This is a genomic window from Pseudomonas sp. 7-41 (assembly GCF_021233075.1).
Lineage (GTDB): Bacteria > Pseudomonadota > Gammaproteobacteria > Pseudomonadales > Pseudomonadaceae > Aquipseudomonas > Aquipseudomonas veronii.
This window is the reverse complement of the sequence record NZ_CP089551.1, coordinates 6,183,156-6,200,000: the sequence shown is the minus strand read 5'-3', so window position 1 is coordinate 6,200,000 and position 16,845 is coordinate 6,183,156. Positions and strand designations below refer to the sequence as shown.

The 16,845-nt window shown below is 55.9% G+C and carries 11 protein-coding genes, 4 tRNA genes and 2 rRNA genes (1 of these 17 cut by a window edge); all 17 read left to right on the top strand.

Features of this window, described 5'->3' with window-relative positions; translation table 11 throughout:
• Window positions 1-1,673: ribosomal RNA gene (locus LQ249_RS28325) — 23S ribosomal RNA — on the top strand (it extends 1,219 nt beyond the left edge of the window).
• A 156-nt stretch (window positions 1,674-1,829) separates the two neighbouring features.
• Window positions 1,830-1,945, top strand: a 5S ribosomal RNA gene (gene rrf, locus LQ249_RS28320).
• 167 nt (window positions 1,946-2,112) lie between these two features.
• Window positions 2,113-3,072 (top strand): bifunctional biotin--[acetyl-CoA-carboxylase] ligase/biotin operon repressor BirA, encoded by a 960-nt coding sequence (birA, locus tag LQ249_RS28315; protein WP_169882233.1) that lies wholly within the window; start codon window positions 2,113-2,115, stop codon window positions 3,070-3,072.
• A complete protein-coding gene (locus LQ249_RS28310) occupies window positions 3,062-3,811 on the top strand; it encodes a pantothenate kinase (protein ID WP_046381876.1) in 750 nt (249 codons plus the stop codon). Before birA ends, LQ249_RS28310 begins: the two co-directional genes overlap by 11 nt.
• 7 nt (window positions 3,812-3,818) lie before the next feature.
• A complete protein-coding gene (locus LQ249_RS28305; RefSeq protein ID WP_126586793.1) occupies window positions 3,819-4,265 on the top strand; it encodes a hypothetical protein in 447 nt (148 codons plus the stop codon).
• A gap of 142 nt (window positions 4,266-4,407) precedes the next feature.
• Window positions 4,408-4,492 (top strand) — tRNA-Tyr (locus LQ249_RS28300).
• 24 nt (window positions 4,493-4,516) lie between these two features.
• Window positions 4,517-4,590: transfer RNA gene (locus LQ249_RS28295), tRNA-Gly, on the top strand.
• A gap of 26 nt (window positions 4,591-4,616) precedes the next feature.
• A tRNA-Thr gene (locus LQ249_RS28290) sits at window positions 4,617-4,692 on the top strand.
• 161 nt (window positions 4,693-4,853) lie between these two features.
• A tRNA-Trp gene (locus LQ249_RS28285) sits at window positions 4,854-4,929 on the top strand.
• A gap of 45 nt (window positions 4,930-4,974) precedes the next feature.
• Window positions 4,975-5,343, top strand: coding sequence for a preprotein translocase subunit SecE (gene secE, locus LQ249_RS28280; RefSeq protein WP_003194658.1), 369 nt, complete (start codon window positions 4,975-4,977; stop codon window positions 5,341-5,343).
• A gap of 9 nt (window positions 5,344-5,352) precedes the next feature.
• A complete protein-coding gene (gene nusG / locus LQ249_RS28275; protein ID WP_003176436.1) occupies window positions 5,353-5,886 on the top strand; it encodes a transcription termination/antitermination protein NusG in 534 nt (177 codons plus the stop codon).
• 116 nt (window positions 5,887-6,002) lie between these two features.
• Window positions 6,003-6,434 carry a 50S ribosomal protein L11 gene (gene rplK / locus LQ249_RS28270; protein WP_003176435.1) on the top strand — a complete coding sequence of 144 codons (432 nt, stop codon included), beginning with the start codon at window positions 6,003-6,005 and terminating at the stop codon, window positions 6,432-6,434.
• The gene (rplA, locus tag LQ249_RS28265; RefSeq protein WP_003232403.1) at window positions 6,434-7,129 is read left to right on the top strand and encodes a 50S ribosomal protein L1; all 696 of its coding nucleotides are present in this window, start codon (window positions 6,434-6,436) and stop codon (window positions 7,127-7,129) included. Before rplK ends, rplA begins: the two co-directional genes overlap by 1 nt.
• A gap of 199 nt (window positions 7,130-7,328) precedes the next feature.
• Window positions 7,329-7,829: a 50S ribosomal protein L10 gene (gene rplJ, locus LQ249_RS28260; protein ID WP_016969477.1), complete on the top strand. Its 501-nt coding sequence runs from the start codon at window positions 7,329-7,331 to the stop codon at window positions 7,827-7,829.
• Between the two features lie 78 nt (window positions 7,830-7,907).
• Window positions 7,908-8,273, top strand: coding sequence for a 50S ribosomal protein L7/L12 (gene rplL, locus LQ249_RS28255; RefSeq protein ID WP_057005470.1), 366 nt, complete (start codon window positions 7,908-7,910; stop codon window positions 8,271-8,273).
• A gap of 219 nt (window positions 8,274-8,492) precedes the next feature.
• Window positions 8,493-12,566, top strand: coding sequence for a DNA-directed RNA polymerase subunit beta (gene rpoB / locus LQ249_RS28250; protein WP_017848798.1), 4,074 nt, complete (start codon window positions 8,493-8,495; stop codon window positions 12,564-12,566).
• 64 nt (window positions 12,567-12,630) lie between these two features.
• Window positions 12,631-16,830: a DNA-directed RNA polymerase subunit beta' gene (rpoC, locus tag LQ249_RS28245; protein WP_017848799.1), complete on the top strand. Its 4,200-nt coding sequence runs from the start codon at window positions 12,631-12,633 to the stop codon at window positions 16,828-16,830.
• The last annotated feature ends 15 nt before the right edge of the window (window positions 16,831-16,845 follow it).

The following is a 16,845-nucleotide window of genomic DNA, read 5'->3' as shown; positions in this document are numbered from 1 at the left end:
GCTGGAGGTATCAGAAGTGCGAATGCTGACATGAGTAACGATAATGGGTGTGAAAAACACCCACGCCGAAAGACCAAGGTTTCCTGCGCAACGTTAATCGACGCAGGGTTAGTCGGTCCCTAAGGCGAGGCTGAAAAGCGTAGTCGATGGAAAACAGGTTAATATTCCTGTACTTCTGGTTATTGCGATGGAGGGACGGAGAAGGCTAGGCCAGCTTGGCGTTGGTTGTCCAAGTTTAAGGTGGTAGGCTGGAATCTTAGGTAAATCCGGGATTCTAAGGCCGAGAGCTGATGACGAGTCATCTTTTAGATGACGAAGTGGTTGATGCCATGCTTCCAAGAAAAGCTTCTAAGCTTCAGGTAACCAGGAACCGTACCCCAAACCGACACAGGTGGTTGGGTAGAGAATACCAAGGCGCTTGAGAGAACTCGGGTGAAGGAACTAGGCAAAATGGCACCGTAACTTCGGGAGAAGGTGCGCCGGTGAGGGTGAAGGACTTGCTCCGTAAGCTCATGCCGGTCGAAGATACCAGGCCGCTGCGACTGTTTATTAAAAACACAGCACTCTGCAAACACGAAAGTGGACGTATAGGGTGTGACGCCTGCCCGGTGCCGGAAGGTTAATTGATGGGGTTAGCTAACGCGAAGCTCTTGATCGAAGCCCCGGTAAACGGCGGCCGTAACTATAACGGTCCTAAGGTAGCGAAATTCCTTGTCGGGTAAGTTCCGACCTGCACGAATGGCGTAACGATGGCGGCGCTGTCTCCACCCGAGACTCAGTGAAATTGAAATCGCTGTGAAGATGCAGTGTATCCGCGGCTAGACGGAAAGACCCCGTGAACCTTTACTATAGCTTTGCACTGGACTTTGAATTTGCTTGTGTAGGATAGGTGGGAGGCTTTGAAGCGTGGACGCCAGTTCGCGTGGAGCCAACCTTGAAATACCACCCTGGCAACTTTGAGGTTCTAACTCAGGTCCGTTATCCGGATCGAGGACAGTGTATGGTGGGTAGTTTGACTGGGGCGGTCTCCTCCTAAAGAGTAACGGAGGAGTACGAAGGTGCGCTCAGACCGGTCGGAAATCGGTCGTAGAGTATAAAGGCAAAAGCGCGCTTGACTGCGAGACAGACACGTCGAGCAGGTACGAAAGTAGGTCTTAGTGATCCGGTGGTTCTGTATGGAAGGGCCATCGCTCAACGGATAAAAGGTACTCCGGGGATAACAGGCTGATACCGCCCAAGAGTTCATATCGACGGCGGTGTTTGGCACCTCGATGTCGGCTCATCACATCCTGGGGCTGAAGCCGGTCCCAAGGGTATGGCTGTTCGCCATTTAAAGTGGTACGCGAGCTGGGTTTAGAACGTCGTGAGACAGTTCGGTCCCTATCTGCCGTGGACGTTTGAGATTTGAGAGGGGCTGCTCCTAGTACGAGAGGACCGGAGTGGACGAACCTCTGGTGTTCCGGTTGTCACGCCAGTGGCATTGCCGGGTAGCTATGTTCGGAATAGATAACCGCTGAAAGCATCTAAGCGGGAAACTAGCCTCAAGATGAGATCTCACTGGGACCTTGAGTCCCCTGAAGGGCCGTCGAAGACTACGACGTTGATAGGTTGGGTGTGTAAGCGCTGTGAGGCGTTGAGCTAACCAATACTAATTGCCCGTGAGGCTTGACCATATAACACCCAAGCAATTTGCGAACTCGAAAGAGACCAGATTGCGGTGTGTGAAGACGAAACGAACCGAAAGTTCGACTCTTACAAAACACCGAAAGCTATCACATACCCAATTTGCTGAAGCGAGGCCAACAGGCCACGACTCAGTACCCGAATTTCTTGACGACCATAGAGCATTGGAACCACCTGATCCCATCCCGAACTCAGCAGTGAAACGATGCATCGCCGATGGTAGTGTGGGGTTTCCCCATGTGAGAGTAGGTCATCGTCAAGATTAAATTCCGAAACCCCTGTTTGCTCGCGCAGACAGGGGTTTTGTTTTGGGCGGTCGAAAAGGTCAAGTGGCTCTTTGCGACGGACGTCAGTGCTAAGGCCCGGCCTTTCTATGCAATGACCCTGCGCATGGCTATCATGCGTGCCTCATTGTGAGGCGATACTTGCATGCTGACGTTGTTAAAACTTCTGAAAGATGGTCGATTCCACTCCGGGGAAGCGCTGGGCGCTGCCCTGGGCGTCAGTCGCAGTGCTGTATGGAAGCAGCTTCAGCATCTTGAGGCTGAGTTAAACCTGCCCATCCACAAAGTGCGTGGCAGGGGGTACCAGTTGGCATCGCCGCTGGTGTTCTTGAATGCCGAAGACATCGCGCTGAAGGCGCCTTCTCTGGCATGGCCCGTCCACATATCCGATTCTATTGACTCCACCAATGCTGAAGCCTTGCGCCTTGTCGATGCGGGTTGCGCGGCACCATTCCTGGTGCTCGCCGAGCAGCAGAGCGCCGGGCGAGGTCGACGGGGGCGCAAGTGGGTCAGCCCGTTCGCTCAGAATGTGTATTACAGCCTCGTGCTGCGCATCGAGGGCGGTCTGCGGCAGCTAGAGGGGTTGAGCCTGGTTGTGGGGCTTGCGGTCATGCAGGCCTTGCGCGAGTCGGGCGTGCAAGGAGCCGCCTTGAAATGGCCAAACGATGTCTTGGTGGGGCAGAAGAAAATTGCCGGTATCCTGCTGGAGTTGGTCGGCGATCCTGCTGATATCTGTCACGTTGTGCTCGGGATCGGCATCAACGTAAATATGCAGAAAGTCGCGGCAATCGATCAGCAGTGGACGTCGGTGCAGCTTGAAACGGGCTCTCCCGTAGATCGCAATCTACTGGTGGCGCGGCTGGGGCTGCAGCTGCAACGTTACTTGGAGCGACACGCCGCCTCCGGCTTTGCGGCGCTTCAGGAGGAGTGGGAGCAGAATCACTTGTGGCAGGGCAGGGTGGTGTCCCTCATTGCTGGAGTCAATCAGGTTGACGGGGTGGTTCTGGGGGTCGACCGCCAGGGTGCGTTGCGTTTGAGCGTCGATGGTGTTGAAAAAATATACAGCGGTGGTGAGCTAAGCCTGAGGTTGCGTGATGATTCTTGAGCTCGACTGTGGGAATAGCTTTATCAAATGGCGCGTACTTGAATCGGATCAGGCGAAAGCTTGCGCCGAAGGTGTTGTGGGGTCGGACCTCGCATTGATTGAAAGCCTGGCAGCGCTACCAGGCCTGTCGTTGGCGCGTTGCCGATTGGTGAGTGTTCGGGCTTCAGAAGAGACCAATAAGCTGGTCGAGGCTTTGCAAGGGGCTTTCGGTGTTGTCGTCTCCTGTGCTGTCCCCGCGCGTGAGATGGCTGGCGTGCGCAATGGCTACCAAGACTTCGAACGCCTTGGTCTTGATCGCTGGCTGGCGATGCTGGGCGGCTTCAAGTTGGCTCCGGGCGCGTGCCTGGTACTCGATTTTGGTACCGCAGCCACCGCCGATTTCATCGCGGCAGACGGCCAGCACCTGGGCGGCTTCATTTGCCCCGGCATGCCATTGATGCGCAACCAGTTGCGCACGCACACCCGCAAGATACGCTACGACGACGCGGCGGCTGAGCGTGCCCTGGAGCGGCTCTCCCCCGGGCGCACGACCGCGGAGGCTGTCGAGCGTGGTTGTACGCTGATGCTCAGGGGGTTCGTGTTGACCCAGCTCGAGTTGGCCCGCAGCTACTGGGGTGATGATTTCACCGTATTCCTGACGGGTGGGGATGCTGATCTGGTCTCGGACGCCGTGCCGCAGGCGCGGTTGATCCCGGACCTGGTTTTCGTTGGTCTGGCCATGGCGTGTCCATTGTCCTGAGGTGTTTATGCGTTGGCTGTTTTTGCTTTTACTCGTTCTTAATGCCTTCTATTACGTTTGGCATCAGCAAGAGGCGCCGTTGCGCGCCAAGGATGTCACGCCCCTGAGTCTGTATCGTGGCCCTCAGCAGGATATTCGGCTGCTAAGCGAGTCCTCGGACTCGGTGTCCCGGCGTGACCGAGCAAAAGCGCCCGAGGCGCAGAATACCTGCTTATACATCGGCGGCTTTGCCGACCAGCGCCAGGCGCAGTCGCTTGAGCAGCGCCTCACGAGCCTGGATATAAAGGTCAAGGTTCAACTGTTGAGCACATCTGAGGCGTCCGGTTACTGGCTTCGTGTGGCCCCTGAAAGCCGGCGTCTGGCTGAGGATCTGCCGTTTGAAAACCTTGCTAAGGAATTCAATGAGTTAAAACATAAAATAATGCTGTGCGAAGGCATTGCAACTCTCGAATAGTTTGCATAGAATGGCGCCCGCTTCGCAGTGAAGACCTTTAAGGCCTACAGTGTGAAGCGAAGGTCAATGCAGCTAACCTCATATTTTTAATGAGAAAATGCTTGACAGAAGGCTGGCATGATGTAGAATGCCGGCTCGCTTAGGAGGGGTTCCCGAGCGGCCAAAGGGATCAGACTGTAAATCTGACGTCTACGACTTCGAAGGTTCGAATCCTTCCCCCTCCACCATTTTTAGCGTGAGCTGCAGGCTCCGCGGGTATAGTTTAGTGGTAGAACCTCAGCCTTCCAAGCTGATGATGCGGGTTCGATTCCCGCTACCCGCTCCAAGTTTGCAGGTTGTGCAGCGTGTTTTGCTCTTGTAGCTCAGTTGGTAGAGCACACCCTTGGTAAGGGTGAGGTCAGCGGTTCAAATCCGCTCAAGAGCTCCATATAACAAGGCAGATATGAAAATATCTGCCTTTGTTTTAACGGCTATCTCGGCTTGATTCTGTTGTAACGGGCGTTTTCGCCGGTTGGTTTCAAGTCTCTAGGGGTTGGCTGTTGTAAAGTCTTTTTCAGGCCTGCATAATGGTCGGCCTGATTTTGTTTTAGGTCAGTAGCTCAATTGGCAGAGCGACGGTCTCCAAAACCGTAGGTTGGGGGTTCGATTCCCTCCTGACCTGCCAGATTCACGTGGTGTATCTGGCTTTCTTTTCACAGGATCTTCATAGATGACTCCTAAGGCTGAAGCTCAAAGCTCTCGTTTCGATCTGGTCAAGTGGCTCGCCGTAGTCGCATTGGTGGTCGTAGGCGTTGTTGGCAATCAGTACTATTCTGCTTCGCCGATCCTGTACCGCGTACTCGCTTTGCTCGCCCTCGCTGCTGTAGCTGCCTTTGTAGGCCTGCAGACTGCCAAAGGCAAGTCTTTCGCGGTCCTGGTAAAGGAAGCTCGCACCGAAATTCGTAAAGTCGTTTGGCCGACTCGCCAAGAAACCACGCAGACCACGTTGATTGTTGTGGCTGTTGTTCTGGTTATGGCGTTGCTGTTGTGGGGGCTTGATTCCCTGCTCGGCTGGCTTGTTTCCTTGATTGTTGGCTAAGGGTGTCCCGTGGCTAAGCGTTGGTACGTTGTGCATGCTTACTCGGGTTACGAGAAGCATGTTATGCGCTCTTTGCTGGAGCGCGTAAAGCTGGCAGGCATGGAAGATGGCTTCGGCGAAATTCTGGTTCCCACTGAAGAAGTGGTTGAAATGCGGAATGGGCAGAAGCGCAAGAGTGAACGCAAGTTCTTCCCAGGCTACGTGCTGGTTCAGATGGACATGAATGAAGGTACTTGGCACTTGGTCAAGGATACCCCTCGTGTCATGGGCTTCATTGGCGGTACTGCCGATAAGCCTGCTCCGATCACCGACAAAGAAGCAGAAGCGATTCTGCGTCGTGTTGCTGACGGTAGCGACAAGCCTAAGCCGAAGACGTTGTTCGAGCCAGGTGAGGTTGTTCGTGTCACCGATGGTCCGTTTGCTGATTTCAACGGCACCGTCGAAGAAGTTAACTACGAAAAGAGCCGGATCCAAGTGGCAGTGCTCATTTTCGGACGCTCTACTCCGGTAGAGTTGGAGTTCAGTCAGGTCGAAAAGGTCTAACTGAGCAAGCATCCCAACCCCGCAGCCTAGGCTGTGGGGTTTTGTCGTCACTGGGATAAACGCGCAAGTAACCGGGGAGCCTTTCGAGGCGTTCGAACCCGTAATTGGAGTGCCTCATGGCCAAGAAGATTACCGCTTACATCAAGCTGCAAGTGAAGGCCGCTCAGGCCAACCCTAGCCCACCCGTCGGTCCAGCTCTGGGTCAGCACGGCGTGAACATCATGGAATTCTGCAAGGCCTTCAACGCCCGTACTCAGGGTCTTGAGCCAGGTCTGCCGACTCCAGTGATCATCACTGTATACAGCGACCGTAGCTTCACCTTCGAAACCAAGTCGACCCCGGCTTCGGTTCTGTTGAAGAAAGCTGCTGGTCTGACTAGCGGTTCCGCTCGTCCTAACACCGTTAAGGTTGGCACCGTGACTCGTGCTCAGCTGGAAGAAATCGCGAAAACCAAAAACGCGGATCTGACTGCAGCTGATATGGATGCAGCCGTGCGTACCATCGCCGGTTCTGCTCGTAGCATGGGCCTTAACGTGGAGGGTGTGTAATGGCTAAGCTGACCAAGCGCCAAAAGGCTATCGCCGGCAAAATCGAAGCAGGCAAGGCCTACAACTTTGTAGACGCTGCTGCCCTGCTGACCGAGCTGTCGACTGTCAAGTTCAGCGAGTCGGTTGACGTTGCTGTGAACCTGGGTGTTGACCCACGTAAATCCGACCAGGTCGTTCGTAGCGCTACTGTGCTGCCACACGGTACTGGCAAGACTGTACGTGTTGCTGTCTTCACCCAAGGTCCAGCAGCTGAAGCTGCTCTGGCCGCCGGCGCCGATCGCGTTGGCATGGACGACCTGGCTGCCGAAATGAAAGGCGGCGACCTGAACTATGACGTCGTTATTGCTTCCCCGGATGCAATGCGCGTTGTAGGTCAGTTGGGTCAGATCCTTGGTCCACGTGGCCTGATGCCTAACCCAAAAGTCGGCACCGTAACCCCAGACGTCGCTACCGCGGTTAAAAACGCCAAGGCTGGTCAGGTTCGTTATCGCACCGACAAAAACGGCATCATTCACACTTCCGTTGGCAAAGTCGGCTTCGATGCCGTCAAGCTGAAGGAAAACGTTGAAGCCCTGATCGCTGATCTGAAGCGTATCAAACCAGCTTCCTCGAAAGGCATCTACGTCAAGCGCGTTACCCTGAGCACCACTATGGGCCCAGGTCTGGTCATCGACCAAGGCTCGCTGGACGTATAAGACACAAGTTGGCGTGAGCGATCGCGCCAATTGAAAAAATTGGGGTCCCTGCCTGGCGGGGGCTATCCAAGACCGTAGGCGACGCAAGTCTTAAACCTCAAGCCTACGCAGATGGTGCTCCCGGTTCCTTACCGAATCAGACACCAAAACGACATCCGGCTTCGGCCAGATGAAACGGTAACAAGCAGGAGTTAAACCCGTGGCAATTAATCTCGAAGACAAGAAGGCCATCGTCGCTGAAGTCAACGAGGCTGCCAAAGCTGCTCTGTCCGCTGTCGTGGCTGATGCCCGTGGTGTGACAGTAGGCGCTATGACCGGACTCCGTAAAGAGGCTCGTGAAGCTGGCGTATACGTACGTGTTGTACGTAACACCCTGCTCAAGCGCGCTGTTGCTGACACTGAATACAGTGTCCTCAACGACGTGTTCACCGGCCCGACTCTGATCGCGTTCTCCAAAGAACATCCAGGCGCTGCTGCCCGTTTGTTCAAGGAATTCGCCAAGAGTCAGGACAAGTTCGAGATCAAGGCAGCTGCGTTCGAGGGCAAGTTCCTCGCAGCTAACCAAATCGACGTACTGGCAACACTGCCGACCCGTGACGAAGCTATTTCGCAACTGATGAGCGTGATTCAAGGCGCTACCAGCAAGCTGGCTCGTACTCTGGCTGCAGTTCGCGAGCAAAAAGAAGCTGCCGCAGCCTAAGGCTGAGCATTTTCTCTCGCGTATTTTTGTTTATTTCGATGGCCGCGTAGGCCGTCCCCCAATTCAGGAAATACAGTAATGTCTATCTCCCAAGAAGATATCCTCAACGCCGTAGCTGAAATGTCGGTTCTGCAGGTTGTTGAGCTGATCAAAGCTTTCGAAGAAAAATTCGGCGTTTCTGCTGCCGCTGCTTCCGCTGGCCCAGCCGCTGTTGCTGCTGTTGCTGAAGAGCAAACCGAATTCAACGTCATGCTGCTGGAAGCTGGCGAGAAGAAAGTAAACGTGATCAAGGCAGTTCGTGAACTGACCGGTCTGGGCCTGAAAGAAGCCAAGGCTGTAGTTGACGGCGCTCCTGCCTTGGTTCTGGAAGCTGTTGCCAAAGACGCAGCTGACAAAGCCAAAGCATCTCTGGAAGAAGCAGGCGCTAAAGTCGAGCTGAAGTAAGCATCGACCTTGCGTCTCCAGCCCAAGCGTTAAGCTGAAGGCTGATGGCTGGTGGCTCTTGCCACCGGCCTTTTTCCGTTCTTGGCTGTCGACTCGGTCGCCGCCATTAACGTGCTGTAGCCACCCGGTGCGGTGGTGCAAACCAAGGGGTTTGCAAGATTTTCTGGCTGCTCCCGTCGGGAGGGCCAAACAAGCAGGTGACCAAGCTGGGGAACGCTGATGGCTTACTCATATACTGAGAAAAAACGTATCCGCAAGGACTTTAGCAAGTTGCCGGACGTCATGGATGTCCCGTACCTTCTGGCTATCCAGCTGGATTCGTATCGTGAATTCTTGCAGGCGGGAGCGACCAAAGATCAGTTCCGCGACGTGGGCCTGCATGCGGCCTTCAAATCCGTTTTCCCGATCATCAGCTACTCCGGCAATGCTGCGCTGGAGTACGTCGGTTATCGCCTGGGCGAACCGGCATTTGATGTCAAAGAATGCGTGTTGCGCGGTGTTACGTACGCCGTACCTTTGCGGGTAAAAGTCCGTCTGATCATTTTCGACAAAGAATCGTCGAACAAAGCGATCAAGGACATCAAAGAGCAAGAAGTCTACATGGGCGAAATCCCATTGATGACTGAAAACGGTACCTTCGTTATCAACGGTACCGAGCGTGTTATCGTTTCCCAGCTGCACCGTTCCCCGGGCGTGTTCTTCGACCACGACCGCGGCAAGACGCACAGCTCCGGTAAGCTCCTGTACTCCGCGCGGATCATTCCGTACCGTGGTTCGTGGTTGGACTTCGAGTTCGACCCGAAAGACTGCGTGTTCGTGCGTATCGACCGTCGTCGCAAGCTGCCGGCCTCGGTACTGCTGCGCGCGCTCGGCTATACCACTGAGCAAGTGCTTGATGCTTTCTACACCACCAACGTGTTCAGCCTGAAGGACGAAACCCTCAGCCTGGAACTGATCGCTTCGCGTCTGCGTGGTGAAATTGCTGTCCTGGATATCCAGGACGAAAATGGCAAGGTCATCGTTGAAGCCGGCCGCCGTATCACTGCGCGCCACATCAACCAGATCGAAAAAGCCGGTATCAAGTCGCTGGAAGTGCCTCTGGACTACGTCCTGGGTCGCACGACCGCCAAGGTCATCGTTCACCCGGCCACAGGCGAAATCCTGGCTGAGTGCAACACCGAGCTGAACACCGAGATCCTGGCAAAAATCGCCAAGGCCCAGGTTGTTCGCATCGAGACCTTGTACACCAACGATATCGACTGCGGTCCGTTCGTCTCCGACACCCTGAAGATCGACTCCACCAGCAACCAATTGGAAGCGCTGGTCGAGATCTATCGCATGATGCGTCCTGGCGAGCCACCGACCAAAGACGCTGCCGAAACCCTGTTCAACAACCTGTTCTTCAGCCCTGAGCGCTATGACCTGTCTGCGGTCGGCCGGATGAAGTTCAACCGTCGTATCGGTCGTACCGAGATCGAAGGTTCGGGCGTGCTGTGCAAGGAAGACATCGTTGCGGTCCTGAAGACTCTGGTCGACATCCGTAACGGCAAAGGCATCGTCGATGACATCGACCACCTGGGTAACCGTCGTGTTCGCTGCGTAGGCGAAATGGCCGAGAACCAGTTCCGCGTTGGCCTGGTACGTGTTGAGCGTGCGGTCAAAGAGCGTCTGTCGATGGCTGAAAGCGAAGGCCTGATGCCGCAAGACCTGATCAACGCCAAGCCAGTGGCTGCGGCGGTGAAAGAGTTCTTCGGTTCCAGCCAGCTCTCGCAGTTCATGGACCAGAACAACCCGCTCTCCGAGATCACCCACAAGCGCCGTGTATCTGCACTGGGCCCGGGCGGTCTGACCCGTGAGCGTGCTGGCTTCGAAGTTCGTGACGTACACCCGACGCACTACGGTCGTGTTTGCCCGATCGAAACGCCGGAAGGTCCGAACATCGGTCTGATCAACTCCCTGGCCGCCTATGCGCGCACCAACCAGTACGGCTTCCTTGAGAGCCCGTACCGTGTGGTGAAAGACGCTCTGGTCACCGACGAGATCGTATTCCTGTCCGCCATCGAAGAAGCCGATCACGTGATCGCTCAGGCTTCGGCCACGATGAACGAGAAGAAGGTCCTGGTCGACGAGCTGGTAGCTGTTCGTCACTTGAACGAGTTCACCGTCAAGGCGCCGGAAGACGTCACCTTGATGGACGTATCGCCCAAGCAGGTAGTTTCGGTCGCCGCGTCGCTGATCCCGTTCCTGGAACACGATGACGCCAACCGTGCGTTGATGGGTTCCAACATGCAGCGTCAAGCTGTACCGACCCTGCGTGCTGACAAGCCGCTGGTAGGTACCGGCATGGAGCGTAACGTAGCCCGTGACTCCGGCGTTTGCGTCGTGGCTCGTCGTGGCGGCGTGATCGACTCCGTTGATGCCAGCCGTATCGTGGTGCGTGTTGCCGATGACGAAGTTGAAACTGGCGAAGCCGGTGTCGACATCTACAACCTGACCAAATACACCCGCTCGAACCAGAACACCTGCATCAACCAGCGTCCGCTGGTGCGTAAGGGTGATCGCGTTCAGCGCAGCGACATCATGGCTGACGGCCCGTCCACCGACATGGGTGAACTGGCGTTGGGCCAGAACATGCGTATCGCGTTCATGGCGTGGAACGGCTTCAACTTCGAAGACTCCATCTGCCTGTCCGAGCGTGTGGTTCAAGAAGACCGCTTCACCACGATCCACATCCAGGAACTGACCTGTGTGGCGCGTGATACCAAGCTTGGGCCAGAGGAAATCACTGCAGACATCCCGAACGTGGGTGAAGCTGCACTGAACAAGCTGGACGAAGCCGGTATCGTTTACGTAGGTGCTGAAGTTGGCGCAGGCGACATCCTGGTCGGTAAGGTCACTCCGAAAGGCGAGACCCAACTGACTCCGGAAGAGAAGCTGTTGCGTGCCATCTTCGGTGAAAAAGCCAGCGACGTTAAAGACACCTCCCTGCGCGTACCGACCGGTACCAAAGGTACTGTCATCGACGTACAGGTCTTCACCCGCGACGGCGTTGAGCGTGATGCTCGTGCACTGTCCATCGAGAAGACCCAGCTCGACGAGATCCGCAAGGACCTGAACGAAGAGTTCCGTATCGTTGAAGGCGCGACCTTCGAACGTCTGCGTTCCGCTCTGGTAGGCCACAAGGCCGAAGGCGGCGCGGGCCTGAAGAAAGGTCAGGACATCACCGACGAAGTCCTCGACGGTCTTGAGCACGGCCAGTGGTTCAAACTGCGCATGGCTGAAGACGCTCTGAACGAGCAGCTCGAGAAGGCCCAGGCCTACATCGTCGATCGCCGCCGTCTGCTGGACGACAAGTTCGAAGACAAGAAGCGCAAACTGCAGCAGGGCGATGACCTGGCTCCAGGCGTGCTGAAAATCGTCAAGGTTTACCTGGCAATCCGTCGCCGCATCCAACCGGGCGACAAGATGGCCGGTCGTCACGGTAACAAGGGTGTGGTCTCCGTGATCATGCCGGTTGAAGACATGCCGCACGATGCCAATGGCACCCCGGTCGACGTCGTCCTCAACCCGTTGGGCGTACCTTCGCGTATGAACGTTGGTCAGATCCTCGAAACCCACCTGGGCCTCGCGGCCAAAGGTCTGGGCGAGAAGATCAACCGTATGATCGAAGAGCAGCGCAAGGTTGCTGACCTGCGCAAGTTCCTGCACGAGATCTACAACGAGATCGGCGGCCGCAAAGAAGAGCTGGATACCTTCTCCGACCAGGAAATCCTGGATCTGGCGAAGAACCTGCGCGGCGGCGTTCCAATGGCTACCCCGGTGTTCGACGGTGCCAAGGAAAGCGAAATCAAGGCCATGCTGAAACTGGCAGACCTGCCCGAAAGCGGCCAGATGCAGCTGTTCGACGGCCGCACCGGCAACAAGTTCGAGCGCCCGGTTACTGTTGGCTACATGTACATGCTGAAGCTGAACCACTTGGTAGACGACAAGATGCACGCTCGTTCTACCGGTTCGTACAGCCTGGTTACCCAGCAGCCGCTGGGTGGTAAGGCTCAGTTCGGTGGTCAGCGTTTCGGGGAGATGGAGGTCTGGGCACTGGAAGCATACGGTGCTGCTTACACTCTGCAAGAAATGCTCACAGTGAAGTCGGACGATGTGAACGGTCGGACCAAGATGTACAAAAACATCGTGGACGGCGATCACCGTATGGAGCCGGGCATGCCCGAGTCCTTCAACGTGTTGATCAAAGAAATTCGTTCCCTCGGCATCGATATCGATCTGGAAACCGAATAACACGTGACGCGAATCGAGAGCGGGGCTATTTGGCCCGCTCTCTGCTCCGCCAGGAGGAAAGGCCTTGAAAGACCTACTGAATTTGCTGAAAAACCAGGGTCAAGTCGAAGAGTTCGACGCCATCCGTATTGGACTGGCATCGCCTGAGATGATCCGTTCGTGGTCGTTCGGTGAAGTTAAAAAGCCGGAAACCATCAACTACCGTACGTTCAAACCCGAGCGTGACGGCCTGTTCTGCGCCAAGATCTTTGGCCCGGTAAAGGATTACGAGTGCCTGTGCGGTAAGTACAAGCGCTTGAAGCACCGTGGTGTGATCTGCGAGAAGTGCGGCGTTGAAGTTGCACTGGCCAAGGTTCGTCGTGAGCGCATGGCGCACATCGAACTGGCTTCGCCGGTTGCCCATATCTGGTTCCTGAAATCGCTGCCGTCCCGTATCGGCTTGCTGATGGACATGACCCTGCGTGATATCGAACGCGTTCTCTACTTCGAGAGCTATGTCGTTATCGATCCAGGCATGACCACCCTTGAAAAAGGTCAGCTGCTGAACGACGAGCAGTACTTCGAAGCGCTGGAAGAGTTCGGCGACGATTTCGATGCCCGCATGGGTGCCGAAGCTGTCCGCGAACTGCTGCACGCTATCGACCTGGAACACGAGATTGGCCGTCTGCGTGAAGAAATTCCGCAAACCAACTCCGAAACCAAAATCAAGAAGCTGTCCAAGCGTCTGAAGTTGATGGAAGCCTTCCAGGGTTCCGGCAACTTGCCAGAGTGGATGGTGCTGACCGTTCTGCCGGTTCTGCCGCCAGACCTGCGTCCGCTGGTACCGTTGGACGGTGGTCGTTTCGCGACGTCCGACCTCAACGACCTGTACCGCCGCGTGATCAACCGTAACAACCGCTTGAAGCGCCTGCTCGATCTGTCCGCTCCGGACATCATCGTGCGCAACGAAAAGCGTATGTTGCAAGAAGCCGTCGATGCCCTGCTCGACAACGGTCGTCGTGGCCGCGCTATCACCGGTTCGAACAAGCGTCCTCTGAAATCCCTGGCTGACATGATCAAGGGTAAGCAAGGTCGTTTCCGTCAGAACTTGCTCGGTAAGCGTGTTGACTACTCCGGTCGTTCGGTAATTACCGTAGGCCCGACCCTGCGTCTGCATCAGTGCGGTCTGCCTAAGAAGATGGCCCTTGAGCTGTTCAAGCCGTTCATCTTCGGCAAGCTGGAAATGCGCGGTCTCGCGACCACGATCAAAGCGGCCAAGAAAATGGTCGAGCGCGAACTGCCAGAGGTTTGGGACGTTCTCGCTGAAGTGATCCGCGAACACCCGGTTCTCCTCAACCGTGCACCGACCCTTCACCGTCTGGGTATCCAGGCGTTTGAACCGGTACTGATCGAAGGTAAGGCTATCCAGCTGCACCCTCTGGTCTGTGCTGCGTACAACGCCGACTTCGACGGCGACCAAATGGCCGTGCACGTACCGCTGACACTGGAAGCCCAGTTGGAAGCGCGTGCGTTGATGATGTCGACCAACAACATCCTGTCGCCAGCCAACGGTGAGCCAATCATCGTTCCGTCGCAGGACGTTGTACTGGGTCTGTACTACATGACCCGTGAAGCGATCAACGCCAAGGGCGAAGGTCGTGTGTTCGCTGACCTGCAGGAAGTTGACCGTGTGTTCCGTGCCGGCGAAGCCGCACTGCACGCCAAGGTCAAAGTGCGGATTCACGAAACCGTGAACGACCGTGACGGCGGCAGCGTGAGCAATGTCCGTATCGTCGACACCACTGTCGGCCGTGCGCTGTTGTACCAGGTTGTGCCAAAAGGTTTGTCTTACGACGTCGTCAACCTGCCGATGAAGAAAAAGGCGATCTCCAAGCTGATCAACCAGTGCTACCGCGTGGTTGGTCTGAAAGAGACCGTGATCTTCGCTGACCAGTTGATGTACACCGGTTTTGCCTATTCGACCATTTCCGGCGTTTCCATCGGTGTTAACGACTTCGTTATCCCGGATGAAAAAGCCCGCATCATCAGTGCTGCCACCGATGAAGTGAAAGAGATCGAAAGCCAGTACGCCTCCGGCCTGGTAACCCAGGGCGAGAAGTACAACAAAGTGATCGACCTTTGGTCCAAGGCCAACGATGAAGTGTCGAAGGCGATGATGGCTAACCTCTCGAAAGAGAAGGTTATCGACCGTCATGGCGTAGAAGTCGATCAAGAGTCTTTCAACTCGATGTACATGATGGCCGACTCGGGCGCACGGGGTTCTGCTGCGCAGATCCGTCAGCTCGCCGGTATGCGTGGCCTGATGGCCAAGCCGGACGGTTCCATCATCGAAACGCCGATTACTGCGAACTTCCGTGAAGGTTTGAGCGTACTTCAGTACTTCATCTCTACTCACGGTGCTCGTAAAGGTCTGGCGGATACCGCGTTGAAAACCGCTAACTCCGGTTACCTGACTCGTCGTCTGGTAGACGTTGCACAAGATCTGGTTGTAACCGAGATCGATTGCGGCACCGAGCACGGCCTGCTGATGACACCGCACATTGAAGGCGGTGACGTTGTAGAGCCGCTGGGTGAGCGCGTATTGGGCCGTGTTATTGCCCGTGACGTATTCAAGCCGGGTACCGAGGAAATTATCGTTCCTGCCGGCACCCTGGTTGACGAGAAGTGGGTCGAGTTCATCGAACTCAACAGCATCGACGAAGTGATCGTTCGTTCGCCGATCAGCTGCGAAACCCGCTTCGGCATTTGCGCCAAGTGCTATGGCCGTGACTTGGCTCGTGGTCACCAGGTGAACATCGGTGAAGCGGTCGGCGTTATCGCTGCCCAGTCCATCGGTGAGCCGGGTACCCAGCTGACCATGCGTACATTCCACATCGGTGGTGCGGCAAGCCGGACCTCCGCAGCCGACAGCGTTCAGGTGAAGAACGGCGGTACCGTCCGCCTGCACAACCTGAAGCACGTTGAGCGAGTGGATGGTTGCCTGGTTGCGGTGTCCCGTTCCGGTGAGCTGGCAATCGCTGATGACTACGGTCGTGAGCGTGAGCGCTACAAGCTGCCGTATGGTGCTGTGATTTCGGTTAAAGAAGGTGACAAGGTCGACGCTGGCGCAATCGTGGCCAAGTGGGATCCGCACACTCACCCAATCGTTACCGAAATGAAAGGTACCGTGACCTACGTGGGCATGGAAGAAGGCATCACGATCAAGCGTCAGACTGACGAATTGACCGGTATGACCAACATTGAAGTCCTCGACGCGAAAGATCGTCCAGCTGCCGGTAAAGACATCCGTCCTGCCGTGAAGATGGTCGATGACAACGGCAAGGATCTGTTGCTGCCAGGCACTGACGTAATCGCTCAGTACTTCCTGCCAGCCAACGCCCTGGTCGGTGTAGCGGATGGTGCGAAGATCGCGATCGGTGACGTTATCGCGCGTATCCCGCAAGAGACTTCGAAGACCCGTGACATCACCGGTGGTCTGCCGCGTGTTGCCGACTTGTTCGAAGCTCGTCGTCCGAAAGAAGCGTCGATTCTGGCTGAAGTCAGCGGCACCATCGCGTTCGGTAAAGAGACCAAGGGCAAGCGCCGTCTGGTCATTACCCCGAACGACGGTAGCGATCCGTATGAAGAGCTGATTCCGAAGTGGCGTCACCTGAACGTGTTCGAAGGCGAACAGGTAAACCGCGGCGAAGTTATCTCCGACGGTCCGAGCGATCCACACGACATCCTGCGTCTGCTGGGTGTGAGTGCGCTGGCCAAGTACATCGTTAACGAGATCCAGGACGTTTACCGTCTGCAAGGCGTGAAGATCAACGATAAGCACATCGAGACCATCCTGCGTCAGATGCTGCGTAAAGTTGAAATCGCTGAATCCGGCGATTCCAGTTTCATCAAGGGCGACCAGATGGAACTGACTCACGTACTGGTAGAAAACGAACGTCTGGCAGCCGACGAGAAATTTGTTTCCAAATTTACTCGTGTACTGCTGGGTATCACCAAGGCGTCGTTGTCCACTGAGTCGTTCATCTCGGCGGCCTCCTTCCAGGAGACCACTCGCGTACTGACCGAAGCAGCGGTAACCGGCAAGCGCGATTACCTGCGCGGCCTGAAAGAAAACGTGGTTGTGGGTCGTCTGATCCCAGCCGGTACCGGTTTGGCTTACCACAGCGAGCGCAAGCGCCGCCGTGATGCTGACAAGCCGTTGCGCGTAAGCGCCAGTGAAGTGGAAGCTGCACTGACCGAAGCGCTGAACTCAAGCGGTAACTGAGTTCTGCGATAAATA

What these genes read in the sequence shown, in the direction of transcription:
- rplL (WP_057005470.1), top strand. Translation starts at nt 7,908, where the DNA reads ATGTCTATCTCCCAAGAAGATATCCTCAACGCCGTAGCTGAAATGTCG.
- rplK (WP_003176435.1), top strand. Translation starts at nt 6,003, where the DNA reads ATGGCCAAGAAGATTACCGCTTACATCAAGCTGCAAGTGAAGGCCGCT.
- LQ249_RS28305 (WP_126586793.1), top strand. Translation starts at nt 3,819, where the DNA reads ATGCGTTGGCTGTTTTTGCTTTTACTCGTTCTTAATGCCTTCTATTAC.
- birA (WP_169882233.1), top strand. Translation starts at nt 2,113, where the DNA reads ATGCTGACGTTGTTAAAACTTCTGAAAGATGGTCGATTCCACTCCGGG.
- secE (WP_003194658.1), top strand. Translation starts at nt 4,975, where the DNA reads ATGACTCCTAAGGCTGAAGCTCAAAGCTCTCGTTTCGATCTGGTCAAG.
- rplA (WP_003232403.1), top strand. Translation starts at nt 6,434, where the DNA reads ATGGCTAAGCTGACCAAGCGCCAAAAGGCTATCGCCGGCAAAATCGAA.
- LQ249_RS28310 (WP_046381876.1), top strand. Translation starts at nt 3,062, where the DNA reads ATGATTCTTGAGCTCGACTGTGGGAATAGCTTTATCAAATGGCGCGTA.
- rpoB (WP_017848798.1), top strand. Translation starts at nt 8,493, where the DNA reads ATGGCTTACTCATATACTGAGAAAAAACGTATCCGCAAGGACTTTAGC.